Below are 23,824 nucleotides of genomic sequence, written 5' to 3' on the forward strand. Positions count from 1 at the left end.
ATTTTTTATAGCTTGTAAGACACCTGGAGGGTACTCTCATCGGGCGTTATTTCTTGTCCCACCACTGAGAATCCATCCGGCTGTGTTTGCAGCCACTCCGTTAAAAAGTCTGTATCTTCTAGTATTCCATTTATATCAAAAAAGAAACGAACTTCCGCCTCTTCTACATTCAAACTTAAAAACAAATGGTTATCTGCTTTTTTGTTTACCGCATTTTCCAGGTCGGTAAACAAAGAAGAAATCCATTTGTACAATATCTCATCCACTTTTGACAAGTTCACAGGTTGCCCAATGACTTCGTATTCCATTGAAAACAGTCTCGGTTCCCAGTGGAAGGTGATTAAGAATTCCGCAAATGTCGGGGCGTGCAAATTTGTCAAGTTGGATTCATGATTGGCTTCCAGCACAATCTCATCTATCAAGTTATTCACCCGGTCAATACGCCCAAGCGACATATTCGCCTTAATCAACTGAATACTATTAAGCCAATCATGCCTCGAATGGCGCAACACATCCAACGTCCCTCTTTTTCTCATAATACCGTACTCCTAGTCCAAACTTTAGTTCCAAATCCTTTTTAACTATGTCGATTATAGCACAAAAAAGAGGAAAAAGGGCGAAAAAGGGGGTCAGACCCCTAAAGGATTTTGCTTGAGAACGTCGAATAGTATAGAGTTTTTCTTTTACAATAGTTCAGTACATTTGTCTGTTCCCAATAAAAAAACCCTAACCTAAAACTTAGGCTAGAGTTCCTTTGGAATTATGCTTCTTGAGCAACAGGATATACGCTAACTTGTTTGCGGTCACGGCCTAGACGCTCGAAACGAACGATTCCGTCAACCTTCGCGAACAATGTATCGTCTCCACCACGTCCAACGTTTGCTCCTGGGTAAATTTTAGTACCGCGTTGACGGTATAAAATTGAACCACCAGTTACTTGTTGACCGTCTGCACGCTTAGCGCCAAGACGCTTAGAGATAGAGTCACGACCGTTTTTAGTACTACCTACTCCCTTTTTGGAAGCAAAGAACTGAAGATCTAATCTTAACATGTATTCCACCTCCTACTTAGAAATGGTTATATAATTTCCATAGTCACGTTCAATCGTCTCTAAAGACACAACCATACCTTCTAGCAACAGCTGTACCTTCTCATGTGTCGATTCATCCAGGCTGGATGGTACCGAACACCTTAAAAATCCATCTGCACCCTGCTCAATATCAGGAGTGACCTGACATAATGACATGACCGCGTTTAAAGCACCGAATGATACGGCAGAAACTCCGGCACACACAATGTCCGCACCCTTTTTGGCAAAGTTAGCATGTCCAGTTATGGTAAACGATTGGATCAGCTTTTGATCGTCTCGCTTAATTGTAACTTTAATCATCTAATCACCTTAAGATTACAGGTTGATAGCATCAACAGTAACTTTTGTGAAAGGTTGACGATGACCTTGTTTTTTACGGTAGTTTTTCTTCGCTTTGTACTTGAATACAGTAATCTTCTTCGCACGACCTTGTTGTTCAACTTTAGCCGTTACAGTTGCTCCCGCTACTAGTGGGCTACCGACTTTAACATCGTCGCCACCAACGAAAAGAACTTTGTCGAAAGTTACTACATCTCCAGCAGCACCATCAAGTTTTTCGATGTAGATCGATTGACCTGCTTCAACCTTGATTTGCTTACCACCTGTTTCAATAATTGCGTACATTCTCTTGCACCTCCTCAATAGACTCAGACTCGCCAGTGTCAGGTATATGTAACGAATTCACGCCCATATTTAATGGAACCTGGACTGTGCGGTTGTAGCACGGGTGCTACAAACTAACAAAGAACATCTTAGCATATTCCAAACCCTTATGTCAATAAGGTTTCAGAGCGTTTTTAACCTTTCTGTCGCGTCCTCGACAGACCCGGCAAATCTCACCTCAAAACGGGGCACCCCGTCTTTTTTTACAAAATAAACCTCGAGACCCGTTCTTTCCATTATACCAGAAAAACTCATCAGTTTGTCGACAACTTCCTTACTTGCTTCCACTACCACTGCCTCGACATCGCTTCCCTTGTACTCCAGAAGTTCCCGCTCCAGCTGATAGGTGACTGTATCTAATGAGAACACCACACCTTTCCCGTCACAAGGTTGGCATGGCTGCAACAGCATTTTTGTTAACGGCTCTCGCACCTTTTTACGTGTCAGCTGCAGTAGATTCAATTCGGTAAAACCAATCACCCTCAAATGAGAACGGTCTTTTCGAACCGACTCTTGCACCGTGCGCAATACCTGCTCGCGCTCCACGTCATTTGCCATATCGATGAAATCAACAATAATGATTCCGCCGATCTGCCTTAGACGTAGCTGCCTTGCAATCTCGACTGCCGCCTCTAGATTGGTTTTCAGCACCGTTTCCTGCTGGCCCGTCTTTCCTATGTATTTTCCGGTATTCACATCAATCACCGTCATCGCTTCGGTGTGTTCAATGATGATGTAGCCTCCGCTTGGCAGCCACACTATCCGCTTCAATGCTTTCTCAAGCTCCTGCTCCATGCCCCTTCTTTTGAAGATGCCTTCCTTCCCTTGATAAAAACGGACAGGATAGCCTTTTCTTTTCATAAGTTGGGAGGTGTTGACCTCATCCACCTCAACGAGCTTCACCTCGTCAGGAGAGATCTCCCGGAGTATTTTGGATAAAAAATGATCTTCTTCATGAACTAGAGAAGGTACCTTGCCCGTGGCGAGTTTCTCCTGTACCTCTAGAAACTGTCTCTGCAGTTCAAGCAATTCCTCCTCCACCACCTCAGCCGGAACGTGCTCACTAGCCGTTCGTAAAATAACTCCCTCTTCTGAAGTCATCCATTCTTGGAGAAGCTTACGCCATTCCTGCCTTTTGGGTTCCGACATCTTTTTAGAAATTGCTTTGTATTTTCCGTAAGGCTGATACACGATATGTGTACCAGGAAACTCTAGAAGTCCAGTCAACTTTGCCCCTTTTGTTCCTTCCCCTTCCTTCACCACCTGCACAAGAATTGCTTCTCCCTGGTGGACAAAATGAGATATTCCTTTTTGCTCCTTTTCCGCTTTAGAAAGCTTGGAGGTTTGATAAGAACACAAATGGTCGCGGTGAAGATATCCTGGTTTCTTTTGCCCAAAATCAACAAAAGCGGCTTGCATGCCTGGCAGAACATTCACAACGCGACCCACATATATATTTCCTTCTATTGGATGAGATGTCGGCCTGTCAATCAGCAGCTCGACGATTTTATCATCCTCTTTTATCGCAACCCGTTTCTCGGTCGCTTTCATATCCATAATTAATTCTAACAATGAATTAGCCTCAGCTTTCGAAGTGAAGTTTTAGTAAGGCTCTTTTCTCAAACATTGTTGATACACCGTGTACGAAAAGAACCTAGTATGAATAAAGGATATCTCCTATATCAATTGTCGTCAACTTCTCCTTGAAATAAGCATGCAATAGCTCATTTTCATCAAGTGGGGGCTGTTTAGTGGTCCCCTTCATGACAATAATATTATGCTTGCAATCGCGCTTGAACTTTTGAAGAACCTGATGGATTTTCTCTTTCTCATCAACGATAATCGGAGTAATGGTCGAGAAAGAATTATTTTTTCCATAATACCGCTCCATCAGGAATCGCATAAACAAGAAATGCCTCTGCTTCCATTCCGTATAGAGAGAGAAAAATAAAAACACGGTAATAATCCAGACATTTATGTGTAATGGATCAATGAATAAATAAGTCGCAGTAAAAAGCGCCAAAAAGACAAAGGAAACCTTCAAAGTTCGCTCATGAGCCCCTGCAAAAGCGGAAAACCTGCTAAATAAGATCCCCATAATCTTCCCACCATCTAGTGGCCAGATCGGCAAAAGGTTCACAAGGAAAATCATCACATTGAAAGTAAAAAATAATTCCCACATCCCGACTGACAAATAACCAAGCTTAAAAAGAAGGAATCCCCCTGCTCCAAGCCATACGTGCTGTAACGGCCCCGCAAGTGTTACAACGAGTTCTTCTTTTAAGGGACGGTTCCCATGCTCCTCCATCTCGGCCACCCCACCAAACGGCAATAGCAGTACCTGTTTGATTCGCCAATTATAGTGTGTAGCCGCAATGCCATGGCCAAGTTCATGGACCAGCACAATGAAAAATAGAATCAGGAGCTCTCGGAAGTTTGCTGTCAGGATGGCCAGTCCAACCAAAAACCACATAAGTGGATGTACATGTATTTTTTGAAATAGAACCAGCCATTTATTATTCAAATGAAATCACCTGCATAGGGTCGATAAATTCATTGTCCTTCTGGATGGCAAAATAGAACATCCCTTTCGAACCATCTTCGAGCGCCGTCGTTTTTCCAAGCACATCGCCCGTCTCAATAAAATCAAAGAGCTTCACTTCTACTTCCCCAAGCTGCCCATACCACGTGTAGCTGTTATCCGAGTGCTGAATGATCACCGTCTTTCCTGTATCCTCCTTGTTCCCAACGAACGACACAAACCCTCCATTCATAGCTTCAACACTGGAATGAGCCTGCGTTTCCACCATTATTCCCTGCCCGTTTACTTCAAAGCTTTCGAACACTCTTCCGGAAGCTGGGATGACATAGTCCTCGGAATTCACATTTGGCTGTCCGCTATTGTTCGGTAATGGCAAAAGTGCCAATGACTTTCCGAACTGCTCCTCATACCAGTTGGAGAAAGCTGCGAACTGAAAGCTCTGCTCCATCGTTTTTGAGACAAATTGACGCGGCTTTTCAAACGAACTGGAAGGATTTTGAAACATGATCGCCACCACCAACACAAGAATGGCAGAGGCCAAAATCTTGAACAGGAACAGCTCCTTGTTGAATAGCGGATGTCCCCCATTCCCATCCGGTCCGCCTTCATAGGAGGTATAGCTTGAACCTCCATACCGCTCTTCATCGCGCATAATGTGTTGTGTTGACCCCAAGTTGCTACGTTTTGGCAGCTGATTCTGACGCTGCCGTCTTCTTTTTGCGGCTCTCCTTTTTATCTCCGCTATCCGATCATTCATACAAACACCCTTCCCGCAAATAGGTTTGTACCAGTTTATGACTTGTCCGGGGAGGATATGACGGGTTAACCAATTGCTTTTAAAATCTATTATTTTTAGGAAAAGATATATTAACTTTTACAAGTTTTAGTATAATAGGATGTAGTAATAAAGTAGGGGTATAAAAAACTCCGTTTGAAAAGAAGGGGAATTTAGTGAAAACAAAACAAAACATACATAATCAAAAAGGACTGACTCTGATAGAAATTCTGGCTTCCATTGTTATTTTAGGCATCATTCTTACTGGTATGCTAGGATTTTTCTCTCAAATGGTAAAGTACTCCTCTCATGCTGATAATAAAATCACTTCTATAAATTTGGCTGAAAAAATGTTATCTGAATACAAAACGACCAATTCGTATGGCTCAGAGCACACTATAAACGGGAAAAACTATTACGTTGAAATTACTGATCTCTCCGCTCATCAATCTATGGAGTTGATGCCACTGGTTGTTAAAGTGTATACCGATCCCTCTTTTTCACCTGCGTCTTTAACTACGGAGATCTATAGTTATAGGGAGGGAAATTAATTTGATGCTACCCAATTACTCCCAAAGAGGTTATGCACTTCTATACGTCTTAATAACTATTGTACTGATCGGGCTGTTTATCCCACCTTTAATGAATTCTATACTTACAAGTAATGTCCAATACAAAAAAACAGAAGAAAATCTTCAGCATGAAAAGCTAGCAGAAATGGGAACCGTATATTTTGAAAGAATCGTAATTGATATACTGGAAGATTGGGAGTTTCCTGAAGATTGGACTCCTGAAGATAGAGAAGGTTGGGAAACAAAGTCCCCTGCGGAGAAAAATGACAATCTAAACGATTATGTCCTGCTAAATGTAAAAAGCAAAATAGAGAAAGAACACAACTCCATTTTTTTGGAAACAGATGGATATAAAATTGAGCTTACTAATATTCGTGTCATGCAAGCAACCGGAACCATTAGCTATCAAATTACTACTTCCCTAAATAGAGGATCAGTGAAAGATTTTTCAAAAGAAATGTCTATTCCCGTAATAAATTTTGACCTAGAAGAAAATTCTTTATAGGAGATTATTACTCATGAAAAGAAAAATAATTTTAAATCAATCCGGAGTCACTCTATTAGAAGTACTTGTCTCACTTGCTATTCTTGCATTCTTAGGAACTTTAACTTTCAGTGTTCTTATTACAACAATAAATCATGAAAAAACAACAAGTTCACATATTAATTTAAGACAAGAATCCAATATCATTATCTCAACCATAAGACAAGATCATCAGAAACCTTCGCCTACCTATTCCTTATGCCCTGGAAACTTAGTATCCAACAACGAGTTGGGATTCATGGATTTCTCTATTAATCAAACCATTATAGAAGAAAATGATTGTATGGAAGTTAATACGTCTGAACAAATAGATGTTGATTTTACACTAGTTGATACATTCAACAAAACTTTTAATGTAAGTACGACGCTAGAACCCAGCCAGGTTCACAGTGCAATCAATAATATATACAAAGACGCACCAAGTTTCGAAGAACCTCCACCTACAATATACGATTCTTTTTTATATGAAAATATTTTTATATTCGGCTCTGATTTCGGTATATACGGCTCAACACCTGTAAACGGTGTACCAAAAGAAAAGCTTGGTACTATTCTAATTAACAATTACAATAAAAAGGATTTAAGATTTACCGGAAACAACCAAGTAGTGGTACATAGAATTATAATTGATAAAAAAGGGAATGCCGTTACGTTCGATAGTAGTACCAAACTTGGGAGAATGGGAACAACTGAGATTATTCATATTAATGGAAATGTGAACTTAAATAACGGTGGATCGGAAATCAATGCAGATACCGTTGTTATTAATGGTAGCGTGCACTTTGGAAGTAGTGGAAAAATCACTGCAAAAAAAGTATTTATAAGTGGGGATGTTAATTTCGGAAACTGGTCCGCGCTTATACAAGCAGATGAGGTTTATATTGCAGGAAAGATTACTGAGCGGCATAGCGGGAATGTTGTAGGAAATATAAAAACATACAATGCAGGTGAAGTACCTTCTAATGAAGATCTATTTGATAATGTCATGCCTGTGTTAAAAGAAGATAGTTGGTATCAAAACAACAGCTATGTTTCTGGTGGAGTCCTACAAGAAAACACAAAAATCTTTACTAATAATTACTATTCCACTGCCTACAACCACAACAACCTCAATAATGTTGTTGTGGTAAGTAAAGGAGACATTACTATTACAGGATTAGGCGCAAAAGGTTTAAAAGGAATTCTTATAGCCCCTTACGGAAAAGTAACATTTGGTGGTGCATCATTCGAAGGAATTGTTATTGCTAGAGACGGTTTCTATACACAAACAAACCCATCAATTACATTCAACAATATTGAGAACTTTTTCCCAAATGAAAATGCACTTCCGTTTGAATAGTAAAAGCTGCTCACTAAACCTGAGCAGCTTTTACTTTATTCATTAAATACTACATCTATCCGGTTCGTCCAAATATATCCCGAGAAATTATCCGGAATCCTCTTCAGGTCCGCAATCGAATCAAAACCTTCCGAGAATCCCCCATTTCCAGCAACTATGATGACCTTTGTGTCCACCTTTTCCATACGTTCCTGAAATTTACCGGACCATCCCCATAGAAACGGGCCAATCTTTTCTGGGATATGGAGCTGGGTCCCTTCGCAGGCTTCTGGAACAAAGCCTGTCCAACCAATAGCCAGGTACGGAATGAGGCAGCTCTTCATCGTCACTTTGGACATTACCTTCAATTCAGGCATTCTATCTTTCAGTACAGAGATTGGTAGATCTCCCCCATATACTGCCAATTGATCAATGTTTTTAATTGGGTAGCTTTCCAAGTAATTCGCTAGTAGCTCCCCTTCTTCCGGATCATCACTTTTAATATGAATTAGCAGCTCCTGTTCTTGGTCCGGAAATTGTTCCAGTACTTCGGCAAGCGTCGGAATTAACCCGACTCCTTTACCATGGAATGGGTAGGTCTTTCCTCCATCCGTCGTATAGCCATACCCGACATCCAATTGTCGGAGCTCTTCCATGGAGTGTTCACGTGTTACTCCTTCACCGTCCGTTCGACATTCCAATGTCCAGTCATGAAATACTGCGAATTCTCCGTCTGTGGTGGGATGCACGTCTAGCTCCACCACAGACGCTCCTAGTCGGAAGGCCTCTTCCATGGATGCAATGGTGTTTTCTATGTAAGAATGCTCTGGCTCGTAGATTTGTTCTGCAGTACAGGATTCGCCCGTGATCATTTCCATTGAGAAGGTTTGATGTACTCCTCGATGGGCGAGGAATGACGCCTTTCCACTCTCCTTCGACATGAAAAGCGATGTGTTGTTGAGAAACATGAATCCTAGTAAAATTATCAAAACCCCTCCGGCATACCTTAGGACCATTTTAACTTTTTTCATATGGTTTATCTCCTTTTCATCCAAAACAAAGCCGTCCCTATTTAAGAGACGGCTGAATTAATTCTTTAGCGTACACCAAAGAATTTTTTAATTTTAAACATAACGCCCTTGTTTTCATCTTCAAGGGATTGCAATGGAACGGATTCACCAAGGATGCGTCGCGCGATGTTTCGGTATGCGATGGACGCTTTGCTCGTTGGATCCATGACGATTGGTTCCCCGCTATTGGAGGCACGGATGACACTGTCATCATCCGCAACAATACCGATAATATCGATTGCCAGGATGGATACGATTTCATCCACATCGAGCATTTCCCCGTTTTTCACCATATGGTTTCTAATACGGTTGACAACCAGTCTTGGTGGTTGGATGTTTTCCTCTTTTTCAAGCAGTCCGATAATACGGTCTGCGTCACGTACGGAGGATACTTCAGGTGTTGTGACGACGATGGCTCTGTCTGCACCGGCGATGGCATTTTGGAAGCCTTGCTCGATTCCTGCAGGGCAATCTATGATGATATAATCATAGTCTTGCTTCAGCTCCATGATGAGCTTCTTCATCTGTGCAGGATTCACAGCCGACTTGTCACTCGTTTGGGCAGCCGGCAGGAGCTTTAAGCATTCAAAGCGTTTATCATTGATCAAGGCCTGATGCGTTTTGCAACGTCCTTCAACAACGTCGACTAAGTCATAAATGATACGGTTTTCGAGTCCCATGACAACATCGAGGTTTCTAAGCCCGATATCTGTATCTACTAAACATACTCTTTTTCCTTGTAAAGCAAGAGCCGTCCCTATATTTGCAGAAGTTGTCGTTTTGCCGACTCCACCTTTACCGGAAGTAATTACGATAGCTTCTCCCACTTGTTACATTCTCCTTTCAAGCCGTGTTAACATCGGTCTTAGATGTGAAAGCAATTGTAAGCGGTCTATGACAATTTGATCTTGGTCATCTATATAGGCGCATTCCATTTCACTGCTTCCTTCTAGTTGCTCACTTAAATCTGGAGCGCGGTTTATCGTGTTATCTATTGAAAGCAAAGAAGGCTTCATCAGACTTGCTGCAATGATGGCATCCTTTTTCCCTTGGAGCCCGGCGTAGGCGCTTCCTCGCAATGCACCCATAACAAACACATTGCCACCAGCTTTTACCGTGCCACCAGGGTTGACATCCCCTATCAGTAGGAGATCTCCCTCCACCTCAAGCACCTGTCCGGAACGAATCATCCGTGCAACCGGAACGATCTCAGATTCCTTTTTCCACTGGTTTGCCTGTTCTTTTGTGACCACATTGCTCTCAATGTCCTCCACAATAAAGTTTTTCTTGCTTCGTATTACATTTCGTAATTTTTCCTGCTGCTTATTGGTTAAATAACGATTCCCGACTCTTAGACGGACTCCCAAGAGTGGCGTTTCGTCAGGATTGCTATTCGACGTTAATTTTGCTTCTATTTCAGCTAAAAGCTCTGGAAACGAGCATGTATCATCGAGATGCAGGGTTAGGCCCTCTTTTGTGCCCTTAATGGTTACATACTGTTGTTTTTGTCTATTCACGGCGTTCACCTCAACAAGTATATAATTCGACATCGTCCTTGTATTTCCTTTTTCCTATATCCATAAAATATAAAAAGATTGCTAGATTTTTTATGTAATGGAAAAGCCCGTCCCTTGGTTGGGGATGGGGCTTTTGAATAGTTAAATATCTCTTACAGCTCCGCTGTTGGTTTACGCTGCAGGTATTCGCTTTCCGCGGGGCGGTGCTTGAGCCTCCTCGGCAAGCCTGCGGGGTCTCAAGTCTACCGCTACCTCCCGCAGGAGTCTCATACCTTCCGCTCCAACCAACAGCTAGAGACAGAATAGTCTTCCGGTTGTTTTTAAAGTTCATCCTTCTGTTCGATTGCTAGGCGTTCCATGAACAGCTTGATTGGAAATAACAGCAGTAATGCAATGATGGCATTAAAGGCTAGTGTCGGCACTACTCGCATGGATAAAAAGTCGGAATGTGTCATCTGAGTTGTTCCGATTAGGGAATGGATTCCAAATACGAGGTGCTCCATGATGGTAATGGACAGCAGCACCATTAAAAAGGATATTAGGTAATTCGTGTTCACAAATCTTAGGATTCCGGAGATGATATAAACCGACACTCCGAATGCAAACAGATAGACACCAAGAATTTCTGTATAGACTACATCATATAGAAAGCCGAATAGCATGGCGCAGATCAGTCCTACAAATGGGCTCGTGTAGATGGCACATAGGACGATGACGATCAGCATATACCTTGGCACGATAATCCAGTCTTCCCGTATTCCGTGAAGTCCAAAGAAATCGATGCTCATACTTTCCAGTATAAACAAGAAAAGAAGCAGGACTGGTAAGACATATTTTCTCACTCAGAGCCCCCCTCTTCGGAAGCTTCTGTCGTTTCCTCTTCTTCAGATATAATTGTTCGTTTTACAATCATCACCTGACTGATATTATAGAAGTTGGCTGCAGGTTTGACATAGGCCATCTGCGTCAAGCCATATTCATCGGCTACAACCTCTGTGACTTCCCCGATCATCAAGCCTTCAGGGAATACACCACCTAGCCCGGAGGACAATACGGTTTCCCCTTCTTTCACTTCCGCTTGGTGAGGGATACGCTTTAACAGCAGGGCACCCTTCTCTTCGTCATATCCTTCGATCAGCCCGAATATATCCTCTTCCCCTTGTATGTATGCAGAGATACGGTTCTTAGGATCCAATGAGCTTAGAAGCTGCACGGTGGAGGTGAATGCATTGGCATGCTTGACCTTTCCGATCAGTCCACCTGACGTGATAACTGCCATGTCCTTTTCCACGCCGTTTTGCTTACCCTTATTTACTGTAATCTGCTCAACCCATTGATCAGGATTTCTGCCAATGACAGTGGCTGGCTTTGGTTCATAGTCACGAAGCGAATCGAGCTCCCCGATCACTTCACGAAATTCTTCATTTTCTTGTTCCAGCTTCTGGACTTTTGTTTCTAAAAGAGCATATTCTTCTAGTCTAGCACGCAACAATTTATTCTCTTCATACGTATCTTTTAGATATCCTACATTATCAAAGAAGCCCGCGACAAAATGTGCGGGCCTATAAAAGATAGATTGGACAAAACCTGTCGAGTCCTTTACAAACTGTTCAGGCCATGTCAAATCGTCCCGTTCTTTTAAAGAGAAACCAATCAATGCCACTAGAAAAATCAAGCTCACCAACAAAATAATCAACCTTTTATTGAGGAAAAATTGTGGCATGACTTAACACCTACTTAGCGATAATCTCTTGATTTCTTTTTAAACTCATCAATATAATCCAATGCTTTACCTGTTCCGATTGCTACACAATCCAAAGGATTTTCGGCGATAATTACTGGCATTTTTGTTTCATCACTGATTACTTTATCAAGGTTACGCAATAAAGCTCCGCCACCTGTCAGCACAATGCCTCTGTCCATAATATCAGAAGCCAGTTCCGGCGGTGTGCGCTCCAATGTCGCCTTAACAGAATCTACAATGGCTGTTACCGTATCCTTCAGAGCTTCTCCCACTTCTTTGGCAGTGATTTCCACCGTTTTCGGGAGTCCTGTCAGTAGGTCACGGCCACGGATATCCATTGGCTCAATGCCTTCCGGATCTCCTGCAGAACCGACCTCAAGCTTCAACGCCTCAGCTGTACGTTCCCCAATCATCAGGTTGTAGTTCTTGCGAATATAGGCAATGATTGCATCGTCCATTTCGTCCCCTGCAACACGGATGGATTGGCTTGTAACAATCCCTCCAAGTGAAATGATGGCAACTTCCGTCGTACCGCCTCCAATATCCACAACCATGCTCCCAGTCGGTTCCCATACAGGAAGATTGGCACCGATAGCTGCCGCAAATGGCTCTTCAATCGGATAAGCATCGCGTGCACCGGCTTGACGTGTTGCATCAATTACCGCTCTCTCTTCGACCGCAGTGATTCCCGATGGAACACATACCATCACATATGGCTTGCGTGAGAAGTAGCTTTTGTTTTTCAATGCTTGTTTAATATAATATTTCATCATAATTGCGGTTGTTTCATAGTCCGCAATGACCCCATCTTTCATCGGACGCAGTGCGACAACATTCCCCGGAGTACGACCGATCATGTTTTTGGCATCGTTACCTACAGCGACAATCTGCCTGTTATCTGTCTGCAATGCCACAACGGATGGCTCACGCACCACAATTCCTTTTCCTTTAATAAAAACTAATGTATTGGCTGTTCCCAAGTCAATACCAAGATCTCTCGTTCCAAACATATAAGTGTATCTCCCTTTCTGATACTAATGCGTAATAGTGGTAAATGAAAAGTGATAAAACGGACGAAGCATGCCCATATATTTTCATCAACAAGTGGATAATATTTTTTTGTAGAAATTTGATGGATTAGGAAGGTTGGCCTTCCAAACTCATGAGTAATATTATAGCGTAGGATAAGAAAAATGCCTAGTACTTACACATAGCCTTTTTCTTTTAAACTGATGAATTTCTGATCACCGATGATCAAATGGTCCAAAAGCTCTATGCCTATTAGCTTTCCACATTCACTTAACCGTTTGGTCACATCGATATCCTCACGGCTCGGCGCAGGGTCTCCGGATGGGTGATTATGGATGCAAATGAACGATGCGGCAGAACGCCTGAAAGCTTCCTTGAAGACCTCGCGTGGGTGTACGATGCTAGCATTCAGGCTCCCGATGAAGATGGTCTGTTGATGGAGAACCTGATTTTTCGTATTCAAGTAGAGGCAGACAAAATGCTCTTGAGATAAAAAGCGCATGTCTTCCATCACGAAATTCGCAGCATCTTCGGGAGAACGGATTACATAGCGATCTTCATATTGCAGGCGGTGAATTCTTCTACCGAGTTCCACAGCTGCCATTATTTGGACCGCTTTTACCTTTCCAATCCCTTTCGTATCCGTAATCTCTTCGATGGAAGCATCCTTTAGCAGGCGCAGCCCTTCAAAATTTATCAGGAGCTTATTTGCCTGCTGGAGGACCGATTCCTCCTTGGATCCTGTGCGAAGCAGAATGGCGAGCAATTCATGGTTGGACAGGCTTTTCGGTCCGTCCTGTATCATTCGTTCTCTTGGCCGTTGATCTTCTGGGTAGTCTTTGATCATCAATGTGGTGGTTTTGGTGGATTCCAATTTTTTCTTCCTCCTCTTTTTACGGATGGAGGGTCATGCAACGACCATTCTATTGAAAACTTTTCAATTCACGAATCGTTCTTGAAAGCGGAAGCCCCACAATAGAAAAATAGTCTCCTTTAATCTCTTTTACAAACAACGCTCCGACTTCTTGGATACCATAGGAACCAGCTTTGTCCATCGGTTCTCCTGACTTAATATAGAACTCGATATCCTCGTCGGTCAGTTCCCAGAATGTGACTGAAGTTTTTTCAAAAAAAGTCACCTGTTTTTCTTCACTTAGAATGGCAACGCCACTTATTACATGGTGTGTGTTCCCGCTTAGAGTCCGAAGAGTAGCCCTTGCCTCATCTTCGTCTTTTGGTTTTCCAAGCACTTGGTCACCCAGGACAACGATGGTATCGGAACCTATGACAATTGCATCCTGATTTTCCTGAAAAACATTCTGGGCTTTCTGGTAGGCAAGGGTAGTTGCTATTTCCTCCGGTACCAGGGCTGGGTCGAAGGTTTCTTCGATGTTGCTCACCTTCACTGTAAAGGGGAGATGGACTTGTTGGAGAAGTTCCTTTCTTCTGGGGGATCCTGAGGCTAAGATAAGAGGTTTCATGTTTTATCACCTTCCGCTAGTAGTCTTAAAATGAGAGATACATTTTAATCCTATCACATAGGAAGTGGGCTGACCAAACATCTTCCCACGAACTGGGAAAATTGTTTTTCGAACAGAAAAAAGGTCCTAAAATCTTGTTTTAGGACCTTTATCTATTGAATATTGGTAATAAGTTTGACGTTGCTTTTCGCTTTCGCTACAGTCACTTGCTTTCCGCTGGCGGTCCTGGAGCCTCCTCGGCAAGCCTGCGGGGCACTGAAAAACTGAAAACGAATTGTTTTTAATGGTTTCTAGCTGTGGATTGGAGCAAATAGCGTAGACTCCTGCAGGGGAGTAGCGACAATCTTGAGACCCCGCAGGGCGCAGCCCGAGGAGGCTCAAGGTCGCCCCGCGGAAAGCGAAGCTATTTGCGGAAATCAACAGCGGTGTTTACCCAAGAACTAAAATTCAGTACTTTTTCAGTTGCCTCCACGCTTCAGGGGTCTCCCCTGTCCCTTCCTCCCGCAGGAGTCAAGTGACTTTCGCTTCAATCCACTAATCTACATCAATTTCAAAACTATAAGGACACAACCCTTGAATTAATACAAGAATTTGGTCGCATCTAAAAGTTTTTGTTGGGCATCCCATAAAGCTTGGTTGTTATTGGACTGCTGATGGGATTGTAGGCTTTCATAGGCTCCAGAGAGTGAGGCCTTCCACTCTTTAATAGATTCGGTCAGTTCTGAGTCTTGGATGGCGGCTACTTTGTCGAAGGATGCTCCAAGCGTTTCAGCGGTTGCAGCATCCAAAGTGCTACCCTGTAACAGAAGTGCCGTTGCAACGGTAAGCTGCTTGTACAGTACCTGTCCGTCCTGAAGCAATTGAATATCCTGTTCCGTGAGGGAGTTCACCGTTTTATCTGATAGAGAGAGTTCTTTTGCATAAGGTTCAAATCCCTTTGCTTGTGCTTCTCCTGCAATCTGCTTCATCCCCTCTACGTTCTGTCCGACTGCCATGAAGACATAAGTAGGATCAGAACTTACAGCTACTGCTGGGAAACCGGCAGCCTTTAGACGTTCGATTTCAGCGCTTGCTCCTTCTGCCGTTGTAAAGGCACCAGCTTGGAGGACTGAAATTGTTTGAGCGGAAACGGTAGCACTTCCGTCACCACTTACTGCCGGAGTTTCTGGTGTTTCAGTCGTTTCGTTTGTAACTGGGGCAGACGCTGGCACTTCTGGATTAACTGGTGTACCGGACATATTCATGACTGCAAGGATAAGAAAGCCTAAACATGTACCGATACCTATAGCCATTCCTATGGATAATAGCAGTTGCTTTGAGAAAGACGGTGGTGCAAGTTTTTTCTTTTTTCCAAAAGGGGTTGGACGAACTTTTGTTCCTTTGTCCTTATTCAGCTGACGAAGATCTTCAATGTATGTGGTATTCTCTGTTGACTCTTTAGCATCTTTAGGGGGCTCTTTCGGTAGCACCCATTCAAACTCGTCTTCTTTTTTCTCGGCTGCTGCGGCTGACTCGTCCACAATAATGATAGGCAGATCATCTTCCGGAAAATTATCCTTTATTGGCGTATTGTTTTGCTGGGACGACACATTTTCCTTGGCGTTCTTTTTTCTCTTCTTTCCATTACCGTACGATTTTTCTTTCCCATTTATCTTTATCTTCACTTGGTGATTGTCCACTTTCCCCACCTCCGTTTACGTTTGACAAATTTTGTCTTGGTTAGATTTGTTTTAGCCTATCATAGGCAACAAAAAAAAGAACAAGACTTTTGTCGTCTTGTCCTAATTCTTTTCCGACACATTATCTAACTCATAGATAAATTCGACTATTTCCACGGAAATAAACTAATTGTTGTCGATAAATGGATTGGTTCTATTACTTGGCTCAGGGACGGACAATGGTGGGAGATCTTCCATCAGATCATTCAGTTCTGGGTGATAAAATGCAGACAGGGTTACCGAATAAGTCAAAGGTCCCATTTCCTGCTCAGTGGAAGTCACTTCCGGTTGACCGGAAAAACTAACAGATTCAATCTGTGTGATACGTGTCAGCTTTTCTAAGGAAGAAAGGAATGTAGTCAGGTCTTCATATACATCCGATTCAACAGACAGGTTGACTGTAAGCTTTTTCAGGCCTTCTGGTAGATATGCTTCCTCCTGTACCGTTCCTTCTTCCTCTTCGTGTATGTTCTCATATTCTTCCAAGGTATTGCTAGCAGGGAGGAATTCCCCCTCCCCGAAAGACATGCTTAAAATTCTACTATCAGCAAGGACTTCCGCCTTCTCCAATTCCAGAATAAGCTGCTCCAAATAAGGGGTAACAGGAATCTTTCGCTGAAGTTCAACTGTTGTATTTCCAGTTGCATTAGCTGTTTCTTCCTGCTGCTCCAACACTTGGATTAGCTGTTCCTCAATCCTTTTTTCTTCCTGAAGCTGTTCTGCTCTAGCCTCTTTTGGTGCATAGGATAAATAATAGAAGCCGGCAATGCCCAATACGATAAGGAGGACACAAGAGCTAAGCAGGATGTAGTGTTTCTTTTCCAGTTCAATCATCATAGCTCTTCGTCCTCCTCCTCTTCAGTAACGGTACCGTCTTCCTCTTCAGCTTCTTCTTCATCGACTGCCTGGAATGCATTACGGTCAAAGCCAAGTGTATATTGTCCGATATACCTTGGCAGCACACCGACCGTTTCTTCCGTTCCAACGTCTACAGTGGATATCGATGAAAGATCGATAGAATGGTAGAGTGGAGATTCATTCAAATGATAAAGAAAATAGGCAGCATCCCTGGATTCGTCGAATTGGACCGATAAATTCAAAAGTCCTGTTTCGTCATAGGTGAAGCTTTGAATGAATCCTCTTTCTGGCAACAGCCTGATAAGGTCTTGCATGACCGGTACCATCTCTAGAGGATATTCCTCCGCCCACACTACCGTATCCTCGAGGCGCTGTGCAGAAGAAGAATTTTGCGGTCGATTCATCGCCTCTTCTTTTGCAATCCGCAACTGCTGGACCATTTCCAGATCCTGTTCCGCCGTCTGGACATCGTTTTTAACCATATTGGTGAACGTAAGGAGAATAATGGCAACAAATAAAAGAAAGAACGCACAGATGCCATACACAAGAGGCGTTGTAATATTTCGAGATTTCCTTTTCGGTAATAAATCAATATCTACTAACATCATTGCACCTCTTTTAACGCCAACCCTATGGAGTAGAAATATTTCGGGTCAACCACCTCTTGGTCTTGTGTATAGACATCCTGTTCGAACGTATCCACTTTCACAGTAGTCTTCTCTTTCAACTTTGCTAGTATCATCGGCAAGTTCGGATGGTCACCGTATAAAAGAATCCGGTTAATCTCCTCATTCCCCTGGTTTAAGGAATAACGGAAAAAGTTCATGATGCGTTCCACTTCAATGATGAAGTCTTCCAAAAACACATTGAACTGTACAATATCCCCCGCCCACTCAAGCTGAGTGTTTGTAACAGATACTTCCCATACCTTCATGTCCTGCGGAAACGCAACGGTACGCATGAAGACAGGAACATGATTCATAAAGATGCTCAGGGTGATACAGCTCACATCAAAATGGATCACTAATAGGTGGTCCTGTTCATTCCGCTGACCAAATTCATAGTATAGGCGATATAAACAAAGGGACGAGACATCAGCTGCCGCCGGTTTGAGTTTGTTCTCTTCAAGTATTGTGGACATCTCGGTGACCACCTCCTCCGGTGAAGCAAAGAGCACGAGCTCCGTCTTTTCCGAGCGATGGAGTACATGTACATCAAACACCGGATCCTCAAACGGCAGATGGATGGTCGATCCTAATTCCAAATACAAATGACCGATGATTTCGTCATCCATGATGTTGGAAGGGATCATTAGTTTTCGGGTGACAACGTACTGATCCGGTACGACAAAGCGGACATGCTTCCGTTTCAATCCCCAGTCTTCTACACATTCTTCTAAAATGAGACGAAAAATATTTTCATCGACAATTTTACCATCCCGAATGATATTTGGCGGCAAATATCGCTCATTTGTGCGTTTGACGGTCAGTGGATTCAAACTCTTCAACTCTACCATTCGAATGACATGGTCACGGATAATCAAATTTATGAAATTGTTTTGCTTTGGTTGCAGAAACGAAAATTCCATCCAGAAAGCTCCTTATGTAAAATGATTTGCTAAAAGAGTAAGGAAAAATACCAGTTCAGTACCTGCTCCCCTTTAAAATAAGTAATAAGTGCAGCAAGTGCGATAGAAGGTCCGAATGGAAACGGTACTCCCCTTTTTACTTTTCCTAGCAGCATTCCGATGAGGGCTGCAATCATGCCGATGAGTGCTGCAAGGAAAAACGTCAATATGACAAGCTCCCATCCAAGAACAAACCCCAGTACGGCAAAAAGCTTCACATCTCCCCCACCCATTCCGCCTTTTGAAATGATAGCAACTAAAAAGGGGATGAGAAACCCTACTGCCATGCCTATCAGGTGGTCCTGTATAGATTGGTAGGGAATGAAAAATCGTTCGATAATGAATAGGCCAAAGAAGAAAAGCAGGATTTTGTTCGGGATAATCATATAATGCAAGTCCGATATGACAATGATAATGAGCATGGAAATGAAGGTCCAAGCGACAATCAATTCATAGGACCAACCTATCAGAAATGGAGCTAGTACAAAAAGCACAGCCGTCAAAAGCTCGAATAATGGATAAATAGGAGACACGGACTTTTGACAGTGCCGACATCTCCCTCTAAGAAATACATATGAAAGGACGGGAACTAAATCTAGCCCCGTCAATGTGGTCTTGCAATTCGTACAATGTGATCTAGGTGTGACTATTGATTCACCCTTTGGAATCCGAAGGCCTACTACGTTGTAGAAGGAGCCTAGGAGGAGGGCGAAGATTCCAATAAATAAGTAATTTATCATATCAATATTATACAAATCTATTAGGGATTAGCTGTTACTGCAGTATTATTGATATTCAGATTACCATTAGAAGCTGTAGCTTCAACCTTTTTCTTAGAAGCAAATATTTTAACCTCAGTAGGTTTACCTTCAGTTAATTGCACATAAGAACTAGTAGGGGCTGAATTAAGAGCACTAGTAAGCTCCAGAGTATTGGCACCACCAGTAGTATAACTATTTGACTTATCATCCGGGTCTTGAATTTTCTCTAAGTACCCTGCTTGGAGTAAAAACTCTAAAGATATATACTTTGTACCAACACTTAGTGAAGATTCGCTTGTAGCCGCTAGCCTTGCAGCATTCACAACTTGTTGCGCATTCGCAACATGTGCATCATTTCTACTCTTTTCAATAATATTCCCAATACTCGGTATAGCAATCGCAGCAATAATCCCCAAAATAACAACAACAGCAAGTAACTCGATAAGCGTTAATCCTTTTTCGTTCCGAAGCATTTTTCTACATTTTTGTAACATCGTAATTTTCCTCCCATTATGGAAATATGTAGTAATCTATCTACATATCATTCTATTATACTATCTTTCAAAACTCAATAAGATTTTACATGATTCTACATTTGGATGTGGTTAAAAATATCAAACATTGGAACTAGTATAGATGTGACTATAGTCCCGACTATGACAGCGAGCACGACAATCATTAGTGGCTCGATTAAACTCTTCAGCCGATCGGTTGCATAGTCGACTTCTTTTTCATAGAATTCGGCTATTTTGTCCAGCATGGAATCAAGCGAACCTGTGCTTTCCCCGATAGTAATCATCTGTGTGACAAGTGGTGGGAAGGCCCAATGCTCTTTCATTGGTCCAGTAAGTGATTCGCCTTTTTCTAGTTCTATTTTACTACGAGCCAATACTCGTGCTATGACTTCGTTTTCGACAATTTTTTCCACAATGGAGATGGCCTGTAATATCGGTACGGAACTTGAAAATAAAGAGCTGAGTGTCCTGGTCAGCCTCGCAATGACCGCCTTCTGCAATAATGGTCCGAAGATTGGCATCCGCAATAAAGCATAGTCGATGTAATATTTCGTATGCTTCTGCTTGTTCATTGCCATCAGTCCCATTATCGCTCCCAAAACTATGAGAAGAAACAGCCACCAGAAGCTTTGCATCCATTCACTTGCACCGAGTACGAATCTGGTAATCAATGGCAAGTCCGCTCCAAAGTCGCTGAACATAGACACGAATGTTGGAACCACCCCTACAAGTAGAAAGATGACAACTCCGATTGCGATGACTCCAAGCACCAATGGATAGGTCAAAGCGGAAACAATTTTCTGTCTAGTCTCGTTCTGCTTTTCAAATTGTGTGGCAAGGCGGTCCAGCGTGTCGTCCAGCGCTCCACTTGCCTCCCCTGCCTTAATCATGTTAATGAACATGGTGGAAAAAACCTTTGGATGCTTGGCAGCCGCCTCTGAAAGCGGATTCCCTTGTTTCAATTCTTCCTCGACATCAAATAGTACGCGTTTCAATGCCTTACTCGTTGTCTGCTGTGCCAGGACATTAGTTGCTTCTACCACTGAAATTCCAGCGCGGATTAGAGTAGAGAATTGGCGAAGAAAGATAACGAAATCCCTCAACTTGACCGGGTTCCCGATAGTTATTTCCTTTGTAAATATGGATTCCGGGACTTCCTCCAGGTTCATCACCCGAATCCCTTTTTCCTTCAGCATCACAAACGCTTCACGGCGGGAGCTGCTTGTGATATTTCCTGTTTGCTTGCCTGCCGTATTTCTGCCAGTATAGGTGAACCTAGGCATTTTGCATCGACTCCTGTAGGAAGCTCTCGGCGGATATCCTGCTTATAACGCCTTGTTGGATGAGCTGTTTAATACTCATTTCCAGCGTATGCATACCAAGCGCACGGCTTGTCTGCATAACATTCTGGATTTGATGGATCTTTTCATTGCGGATCAGGTTGGCCACTGCCGGTGTATTGACGAGAATCTCTGTCGCCACCTTTCGTCCTTGTCTATCGATAGTCGGAAACAGTCTTTGTGAGACAATGGAAACCAAGACGGAAGCAAGCTGAATCCGAATCTGTGCCTGTTGAGGCCCAGGAAACACATCAATAATCCGGTCAATGGTGGATGGTGCACTTGTCGTATGTAAGGTACCTAATACTAGATGTCCTGTTTCCGCTGCAGTGATGGCAGTCTGTATCGTTTCCAGATCGCGTAGCTCTCCCACCAGAATAATGTCGGGATCCTGTCGCAACGAAGCGCGTAAGCCTGTGGCAAAGGTTTTTGTATCAAAGCCGACTTCACGCTGGTCAATGATGCACTGATTATGGCGGTGCAAATATTCAATCGGATCTTCAAGCGTGATGATATGCTTTTTTTGAGATCTGTTCATAAAATCGATCATTGATGCAAGAGTCGTTGATTTCCCACTCCCTGTAGGGCCGGTAACGAGTATCAATCCTTGAGGCTTGTCCATCATTTTCTGAAGAATGGATGGTAGCTGCAGCTCCTCCAGTGATGGTATCCTTGTTGGAATGATCCGTATCGCAATCGCAACTGAATTTCGTTGCCTGTATGCATTAACACGGAAACGCGAGATACCGGGGACACTATAGGAGAAGTCCAGTTCGCCTTTTTCTTCAAATCTGTTCCACATAAATTCAGGAATCATCTGCTTGGCAAGTGTTTCCGTATCTTCTGGGGTCAGAATGTCCTCCCCGTATCGTTTCAGTTCCCCATTGATACGGAAAACAGGGGTCACTCCGACGGATAGATGGATATCGGATGCTTTGTATTCGTAAGCTGCATGAAGCCAATCATTTATTTTTTCAATCATCACATTCACCTACTCCAATAAAGCGACACGCAAGATTTCCTCGGTCGTCGTCAATCCTTTTTTCACTTTTTCCAATCCATCGTCTATTAAAAAGACGGTGTCCTGTTCGTACGCTAGTTCACGAATGGTGGATACGGGTTCATTGTTCATGATGAGCTTTTTCATCTTGTCATTGATGACCAAAAGCTCGTGGATGGCAAGACGGCCCTTATATCCCGTCATATTGCAAGTTCCACAGCCCTTTCCTCTTGGTACCTTTTCCACCGTCAAGCCGCGCTTTGCAAAGATCTCGATCTCTCTCGCTGTCGGCTCTTCCATTTTGGAGCAGTCACGGCACACTTTTCTGACGAGACGCTGTGCAAGCACTCCATTGATGGAGGAAGCGACAAGGAAAGGTTCGACCTTCATATCAATCAATCTCGTAATTGTACTAATAGAATCATTGGTATGTAGTGTACTGAGAACAAGGTGACCTGTTAAGGACGCACGTATGGCCACTTCCGCCGTTTCCCTGTCACGGATCTCCCCTACCATGATGACGTTCGGGTCCTGTCGGAGAATGGCACGAAGTCCCTTGGCAAAAGTCATCCCGACATTTGTGTTCACTTGGATCTGGTTGATTCCCTCTAGCTGATATTCCACGGGATCCTCAACGGTAATGATGTTAACCTCTTCACTGTTTAAATGATTGAGGGCAGCATAAAGGGTCGAGGATTTACCAGAACCGGTTGGACCGGTTATCAGAATAATCCCTGTCGGTCGATGGATCAGATCCATGAACCGCTCGCTGTTTTTTTGGTTGAAGCCTAGCTGGGCAATATCGTTCAATGCACTGCTCATATCAAGGATACGCATAACGATTTTTTCGCCGAAGACCGTTGGCAATGTGGATACACGGACATCAATAGGATGAAAGTCGATATTGGTCTTGATCCGGCCGTCCTGTGGAACTCGGTGCTCGGTAATATCCATTTTGCCTAAAATCTTGATTCTGGCGATTAGCACGTTTTGAGTATGCTTAGGCAATGTCCGTTCTGTCCTAAGTACCCCGTCAATACGGTAGCGCACGACCACCTTTGTTTCATGAGGGTCGATATGGATATCACTTGCCCGCTGTTGTACGGCATTTTGAAGAAGCTGGTTCACAATCCGCACAATTGGAGAGTCATCTTCTGTGATGCTCTCTTCCTGCACCTTCACTTCCACATTCGGTTCAAAGCCATCCAAAAGCTCGTCCATGGAATCGGTCGTTTCATAATATTTATTGATGGATCGCAGAATATCGTCCTTTGTAGCGATCACTGGCTCCACTTCGAATCCAGTGGATAGACGAAGGTCATCCATGGCAAAAAAGTCCATCGGATCTGCCATGGCAACAAACAGCTTATCCTGTTCTTTTTTGAGCGGAATAATCAAGTTTCTTTTTGCAAAATTCTTGGAAATCAGATGTACCAGCTTCTCATCAAGCGGATATCGGTATAGGCTCACATGGGGAATACCCAGTTGGAATTCGAGCACTTCTATCAGCTGTTGCTCAGTTATATAGCCTTTTTGAAGCAATACATCTCCAATCTTCTGTTCACGTGTTTTCTCTTTTAAAGCGCTTTGCAATTGGCTTTCTGTGATGATCCCGGCATCTACAAGCAGGTCACCAAGTCTCTTTCTAGTTTGAACCATA

At 43.0% G+C, this 23,824-nt stretch carries 27 protein-coding genes and 1 other annotated feature; of the genes, 3 read left to right on the forward strand and 24 right to left on the reverse strand.

Annotated elements, in window-relative coordinates:
- Nucleotides 1-5: 5 nt before the first annotated feature.
- The 7 genes from AB685_RS05580 to AB685_RS05610 all read right to left on the reverse strand — a co-directional run bounded on the left by AB685_RS05580 (nucleotide 6) and on the right by AB685_RS05610 (nucleotide 5,052).
- Complete coding sequence (locus tag AB685_RS05580) at nucleotides 6-536, reverse strand: Spo0B C-terminal domain-containing protein (protein ID WP_047969486.1); 531 nt, start codon at nucleotides 534-536, stop codon at nucleotides 6-8.
- Nucleotides 537-760: 224 nt separating this feature from the next.
- Nucleotides 761-1,051, reverse strand: coding sequence for a 50S ribosomal protein L27 (rpmA, locus tag AB685_RS05585; RefSeq protein ID WP_047969487.1), 291 nt, complete (start codon nucleotides 1,049-1,051; stop codon nucleotides 761-763).
- A 12-nt stretch (nucleotides 1,052-1,063) separates the two neighbouring features.
- Complete coding sequence (locus AB685_RS05590) at nucleotides 1,064-1,390, reverse strand: ribosomal-processing cysteine protease Prp (protein WP_047969488.1); 327 nt, start codon at nucleotides 1,388-1,390, stop codon at nucleotides 1,064-1,066.
- A 15-nt stretch (nucleotides 1,391-1,405) separates the two neighbouring features.
- Nucleotides 1,406-1,714, reverse strand: a complete 309-nt coding sequence (rplU, locus tag AB685_RS05595) for a 50S ribosomal protein L21 (RefSeq protein ID WP_047969489.1) — start codon at nucleotides 1,712-1,714, stop codon at nucleotides 1,406-1,408.
- Between the two features lie 15 nt (nucleotides 1,715-1,729).
- Nucleotides 1,730-1,818 (reverse strand) — a sequence feature (ribosomal protein L21 leader region).
- A 58-nt stretch (nucleotides 1,819-1,876) separates the two neighbouring features.
- Nucleotides 1,877-3,325: an Rne/Rng family ribonuclease gene (locus tag AB685_RS05600; RefSeq protein WP_053073733.1), complete on the reverse strand. Its 1,449-nt coding sequence runs from the start codon at nucleotides 3,323-3,325 to the stop codon at nucleotides 1,877-1,879.
- Nucleotides 3,326-3,407: 82 nt separating this feature from the next.
- A complete protein-coding gene (locus AB685_RS05605) occupies nucleotides 3,408-4,277 on the reverse strand; it encodes a M50 family metallopeptidase (protein ID WP_241773243.1) in 870 nt (289 codons plus the stop codon).
- A complete protein-coding gene (locus tag AB685_RS05610; protein WP_047969490.1) occupies nucleotides 4,270-5,052 on the reverse strand; it encodes a M23 family metallopeptidase in 783 nt (260 codons plus the stop codon). The genes AB685_RS05605 and AB685_RS05610 overlap by 8 nt, the downstream gene beginning before the upstream one ends.
- A 194-nt stretch (nucleotides 5,053-5,246) precedes the next feature.
- On the opposite strand from AB685_RS05610, the gene AB685_RS05615 reads away from it, so the two are divergent.
- The 3 genes from AB685_RS05615 (at nucleotide 5,247) to AB685_RS05625 (ending at nucleotide 7,525) form a co-directional block, all read left to right on the forward strand.
- Nucleotides 5,247-5,621 carry a type II secretion system protein gene (locus AB685_RS05615; protein WP_047969491.1) on the forward strand — a complete coding sequence of 125 codons (375 nt, stop codon included), beginning with the start codon at nucleotides 5,247-5,249 and terminating at the stop codon, nucleotides 5,619-5,621.
- Nucleotides 5,622-5,712: 91 nt separating this feature from the next.
- The gene (locus tag AB685_RS05620; protein WP_198530455.1) at nucleotides 5,713-6,147 is read left to right on the forward strand and encodes a hypothetical protein; all 435 of its coding nucleotides are present in this window, start codon (nucleotides 5,713-5,715) and stop codon (nucleotides 6,145-6,147) included.
- 13 nt (nucleotides 6,148-6,160) lie between these two features.
- The gene (locus tag AB685_RS05625) at nucleotides 6,161-7,525 is read left to right on the forward strand and encodes a prepilin-type N-terminal cleavage/methylation domain-containing protein (RefSeq protein ID WP_047969493.1); all 1,365 of its coding nucleotides are present in this window, start codon (nucleotides 6,161-6,163) and stop codon (nucleotides 7,523-7,525) included.
- Between the two features lie 35 nt (nucleotides 7,526-7,560).
- On the opposite strand, the gene AB685_RS05630 is transcribed toward AB685_RS05625, so the two are convergent.
- From AB685_RS05630 to AB685_RS05715, 17 genes are all read right to left on the reverse strand, one after another.
- Nucleotides 7,561-8,535 (reverse strand): glycerophosphodiester phosphodiesterase family protein, encoded by a 975-nt coding sequence (locus tag AB685_RS05630; protein WP_047969494.1) that lies wholly within the window; start codon nucleotides 8,533-8,535, stop codon nucleotides 7,561-7,563.
- Between the two features lie 65 nt (nucleotides 8,536-8,600).
- Complete coding sequence (minD, locus tag AB685_RS05635; protein ID WP_047969495.1) at nucleotides 8,601-9,401, reverse strand: septum site-determining protein MinD; 801 nt, start codon at nucleotides 9,399-9,401, stop codon at nucleotides 8,601-8,603.
- Between the two features lie 3 nt (nucleotides 9,402-9,404).
- Complete coding sequence (gene minC, locus AB685_RS05640) at nucleotides 9,405-10,124, reverse strand: septum site-determining protein MinC (protein WP_047969496.1); 720 nt, start codon at nucleotides 10,122-10,124, stop codon at nucleotides 9,405-9,407.
- 287 nt (nucleotides 10,125-10,411) lie between these two features.
- On the reverse strand, nucleotides 10,412-10,933 hold the full coding sequence (gene mreD, locus AB685_RS05650; protein ID WP_047969498.1) for a rod shape-determining protein MreD: 522 nt from the start codon (nucleotides 10,931-10,933) through the stop codon (nucleotides 10,412-10,414).
- The gene (gene mreC / locus AB685_RS05655) at nucleotides 10,930-11,814 is read right to left on the reverse strand and encodes a rod shape-determining protein MreC (RefSeq protein ID WP_047969499.1); all 885 of its coding nucleotides are present in this window, start codon (nucleotides 11,812-11,814) and stop codon (nucleotides 10,930-10,932) included. Before mreC ends, mreD begins: the two co-directional genes overlap by 4 nt.
- A 14-nt stretch (nucleotides 11,815-11,828) precedes the next feature.
- Entirely contained in the window at nucleotides 11,829-12,845 is a 1,017-nt protein-coding gene (locus AB685_RS05660) for a rod shape-determining protein (RefSeq protein WP_047969500.1), read from the reverse strand.
- A gap of 194 nt (nucleotides 12,846-13,039) precedes the next feature.
- Complete coding sequence (gene radC, locus AB685_RS05665; RefSeq protein WP_047969778.1) at nucleotides 13,040-13,711, reverse strand: DNA repair protein RadC; 672 nt, start codon at nucleotides 13,709-13,711, stop codon at nucleotides 13,040-13,042.
- A 76-nt stretch (nucleotides 13,712-13,787) separates the two neighbouring features.
- Entirely contained in the window at nucleotides 13,788-14,345 is a 558-nt protein-coding gene (locus AB685_RS05670) for a Maf family protein (RefSeq protein ID WP_047969501.1), read from the reverse strand.
- 578 nt (nucleotides 14,346-14,923) lie between these two features.
- Complete coding sequence (locus tag AB685_RS05675) at nucleotides 14,924-16,024, reverse strand: hypothetical protein (RefSeq protein WP_047969502.1); 1,101 nt, start codon at nucleotides 16,022-16,024, stop codon at nucleotides 14,924-14,926.
- A gap of 165 nt (nucleotides 16,025-16,189) precedes the next feature.
- Nucleotides 16,190-16,900 (reverse strand): hypothetical protein, encoded by a 711-nt coding sequence (locus AB685_RS05680; protein WP_047969503.1) that lies wholly within the window; start codon nucleotides 16,898-16,900, stop codon nucleotides 16,190-16,192.
- Nucleotides 16,897-17,529 (reverse strand): PilN domain-containing protein, encoded by a 633-nt coding sequence (locus AB685_RS05685; protein WP_128755800.1) that lies wholly within the window; start codon nucleotides 17,527-17,529, stop codon nucleotides 16,897-16,899. Before AB685_RS05685 ends, AB685_RS05680 begins: the two co-directional genes overlap by 4 nt.
- Nucleotides 17,526-18,509, reverse strand: coding sequence for a pilus assembly protein PilM (gene pilM / locus AB685_RS05690; RefSeq protein WP_047969505.1), 984 nt, complete (start codon nucleotides 18,507-18,509; stop codon nucleotides 17,526-17,528). The genes AB685_RS05685 and pilM overlap by 4 nt, the downstream gene beginning before the upstream one ends.
- A 29-nt stretch (nucleotides 18,510-18,538) precedes the next feature.
- Nucleotides 18,539-19,288: an A24 family peptidase gene (locus tag AB685_RS05695; RefSeq protein ID WP_047969506.1), complete on the reverse strand. Its 750-nt coding sequence runs from the start codon at nucleotides 19,286-19,288 to the stop codon at nucleotides 18,539-18,541.
- A gap of 20 nt (nucleotides 19,289-19,308) precedes the next feature.
- Nucleotides 19,309-19,803, reverse strand: a complete 495-nt coding sequence (locus AB685_RS29680; RefSeq protein WP_053073734.1) for a prepilin-type N-terminal cleavage/methylation domain-containing protein — start codon at nucleotides 19,801-19,803, stop codon at nucleotides 19,309-19,311.
- A gap of 95 nt (nucleotides 19,804-19,898) precedes the next feature.
- Complete coding sequence (locus tag AB685_RS05705) at nucleotides 19,899-21,107, reverse strand: type II secretion system F family protein (protein ID WP_047969507.1); 1,209 nt, start codon at nucleotides 21,105-21,107, stop codon at nucleotides 19,899-19,901.
- On the reverse strand, nucleotides 21,100-22,146 hold the full coding sequence (locus AB685_RS05710; protein ID WP_047969780.1) for a type IV pilus twitching motility protein PilT: 1,047 nt from the start codon (nucleotides 22,144-22,146) through the stop codon (nucleotides 21,100-21,102). The genes AB685_RS05705 and AB685_RS05710 overlap by 8 nt, the downstream gene beginning before the upstream one ends.
- A gap of 9 nt (nucleotides 22,147-22,155) precedes the next feature.
- The gene (locus tag AB685_RS05715; protein WP_047969508.1) at nucleotides 22,156-23,823 is read right to left on the reverse strand and encodes an ATPase, T2SS/T4P/T4SS family; all 1,668 of its coding nucleotides are present in this window, start codon (nucleotides 23,821-23,823) and stop codon (nucleotides 22,156-22,158) included.
- Between the last annotated feature and the right edge of the window lies 1 nt (nucleotide 23,824).

The organism is Bacillus sp. LL01 (assembly GCF_001037965.1).

What these genes read in the sequence shown, in the direction of transcription:
- AB685_RS05590 (WP_047969488.1), bottom strand. Translation starts at nt 1,390, where the DNA reads ATGATTAAAGTTACAATTAAGCGAGACGATCAAAAGCTGATCCAATCG.
- AB685_RS05610 (WP_047969490.1), bottom strand. Translation starts at nt 5,052, where the DNA reads ATGAATGATCGGATAGCGGAGATAAAAAGGAGAGCCGCAAAAAGAAGA.
- AB685_RS05710 (WP_047969780.1), bottom strand. Translation starts at nt 22,146, where the DNA reads ATGATTGAAAAAATAAATGATTGGCTTCATGCAGCTTACGAATACAAA.
- AB685_RS05685 (WP_128755800.1), bottom strand. Translation starts at nt 17,529, where the DNA reads ATGATGTTAGTAGATATTGATTTATTACCGAAAAGGAAATCTCGAAAT.
- mreC (WP_047969499.1), bottom strand. Translation starts at nt 11,814, where the DNA reads ATGCCACAATTTTTCCTCAATAAAAGGTTGATTATTTTGTTGGTGAGC.
- AB685_RS05715 (WP_047969508.1), bottom strand. Translation starts at nt 23,823, where the DNA reads ATGGTTCAAACTAGAAAGAGACTTGGTGACCTGCTTGTAGATGCCGGG.
- rpmA (WP_047969487.1), bottom strand. Translation starts at nt 1,051, where the DNA reads ATGTTAAGATTAGATCTTCAGTTCTTTGCTTCCAAAAAGGGAGTAGGT.
- AB685_RS05670 (WP_047969501.1), bottom strand. Translation starts at nt 14,345, where the DNA reads ATGAAACCTCTTATCTTAGCCTCAGGATCCCCCAGAAGAAAGGAACTT.
- AB685_RS05680 (WP_047969503.1), bottom strand. Translation starts at nt 16,900, where the DNA reads ATGATGATTGAACTGGAAAAGAAACACTACATCCTGCTTAGCTCTTGT.
- AB685_RS05630 (WP_047969494.1), bottom strand. Translation starts at nt 8,535, where the DNA reads ATGAAAAAAGTTAAAATGGTCCTAAGGTATGCCGGAGGGGTTTTGATA.
- rplU (WP_047969489.1), bottom strand. Translation starts at nt 1,714, where the DNA reads ATGTACGCAATTATTGAAACAGGTGGTAAGCAAATCAAGGTTGAAGCA.
- AB685_RS05625 (WP_047969493.1), top strand. Translation starts at nt 6,161, where the DNA reads ATGAAAAGAAAAATAATTTTAAATCAATCCGGAGTCACTCTATTAGAA.
- AB685_RS05580 (WP_047969486.1), bottom strand. Translation starts at nt 536, where the DNA reads ATGAGAAAAAGAGGGACGTTGGATGTGTTGCGCCATTCGAGGCATGAT.
- AB685_RS05660 (WP_047969500.1), bottom strand. Translation starts at nt 12,845, where the DNA reads ATGTTTGGAACGAGAGATCTTGGTATTGACTTGGGAACAGCCAATACA.
- radC (WP_047969778.1), bottom strand. Translation starts at nt 13,711, where the DNA reads ATGATCAAAGACTACCCAGAAGATCAACGGCCAAGAGAACGAATGATA.
- minC (WP_047969496.1), bottom strand. Translation starts at nt 10,124, where the DNA reads ATGTCGAATTATATACTTGTTGAGGTGAACGCCGTGAATAGACAAAAA.
- AB685_RS05705 (WP_047969507.1), bottom strand. Translation starts at nt 21,107, where the DNA reads ATGCCTAGGTTCACCTATACTGGCAGAAATACGGCAGGCAAGCAAACA.
- AB685_RS05695 (WP_047969506.1), bottom strand. Translation starts at nt 19,288, where the DNA reads ATGATAAATTACTTATTTATTGGAATCTTCGCCCTCCTCCTAGGCTCC.
- AB685_RS29680 (WP_053073734.1), bottom strand. Translation starts at nt 19,803, where the DNA reads ATGTTACAAAAATGTAGAAAAATGCTTCGGAACGAAAAAGGATTAACG.
- AB685_RS05620 (WP_198530455.1), top strand. Translation starts at nt 5,713, where the DNA reads ATGAATTCTATACTTACAAGTAATGTCCAATACAAAAAAACAGAAGAA.
- pilM (WP_047969505.1), bottom strand. Translation starts at nt 18,509, where the DNA reads ATGGAATTTTCGTTTCTGCAACCAAAGCAAAACAATTTCATAAATTTG.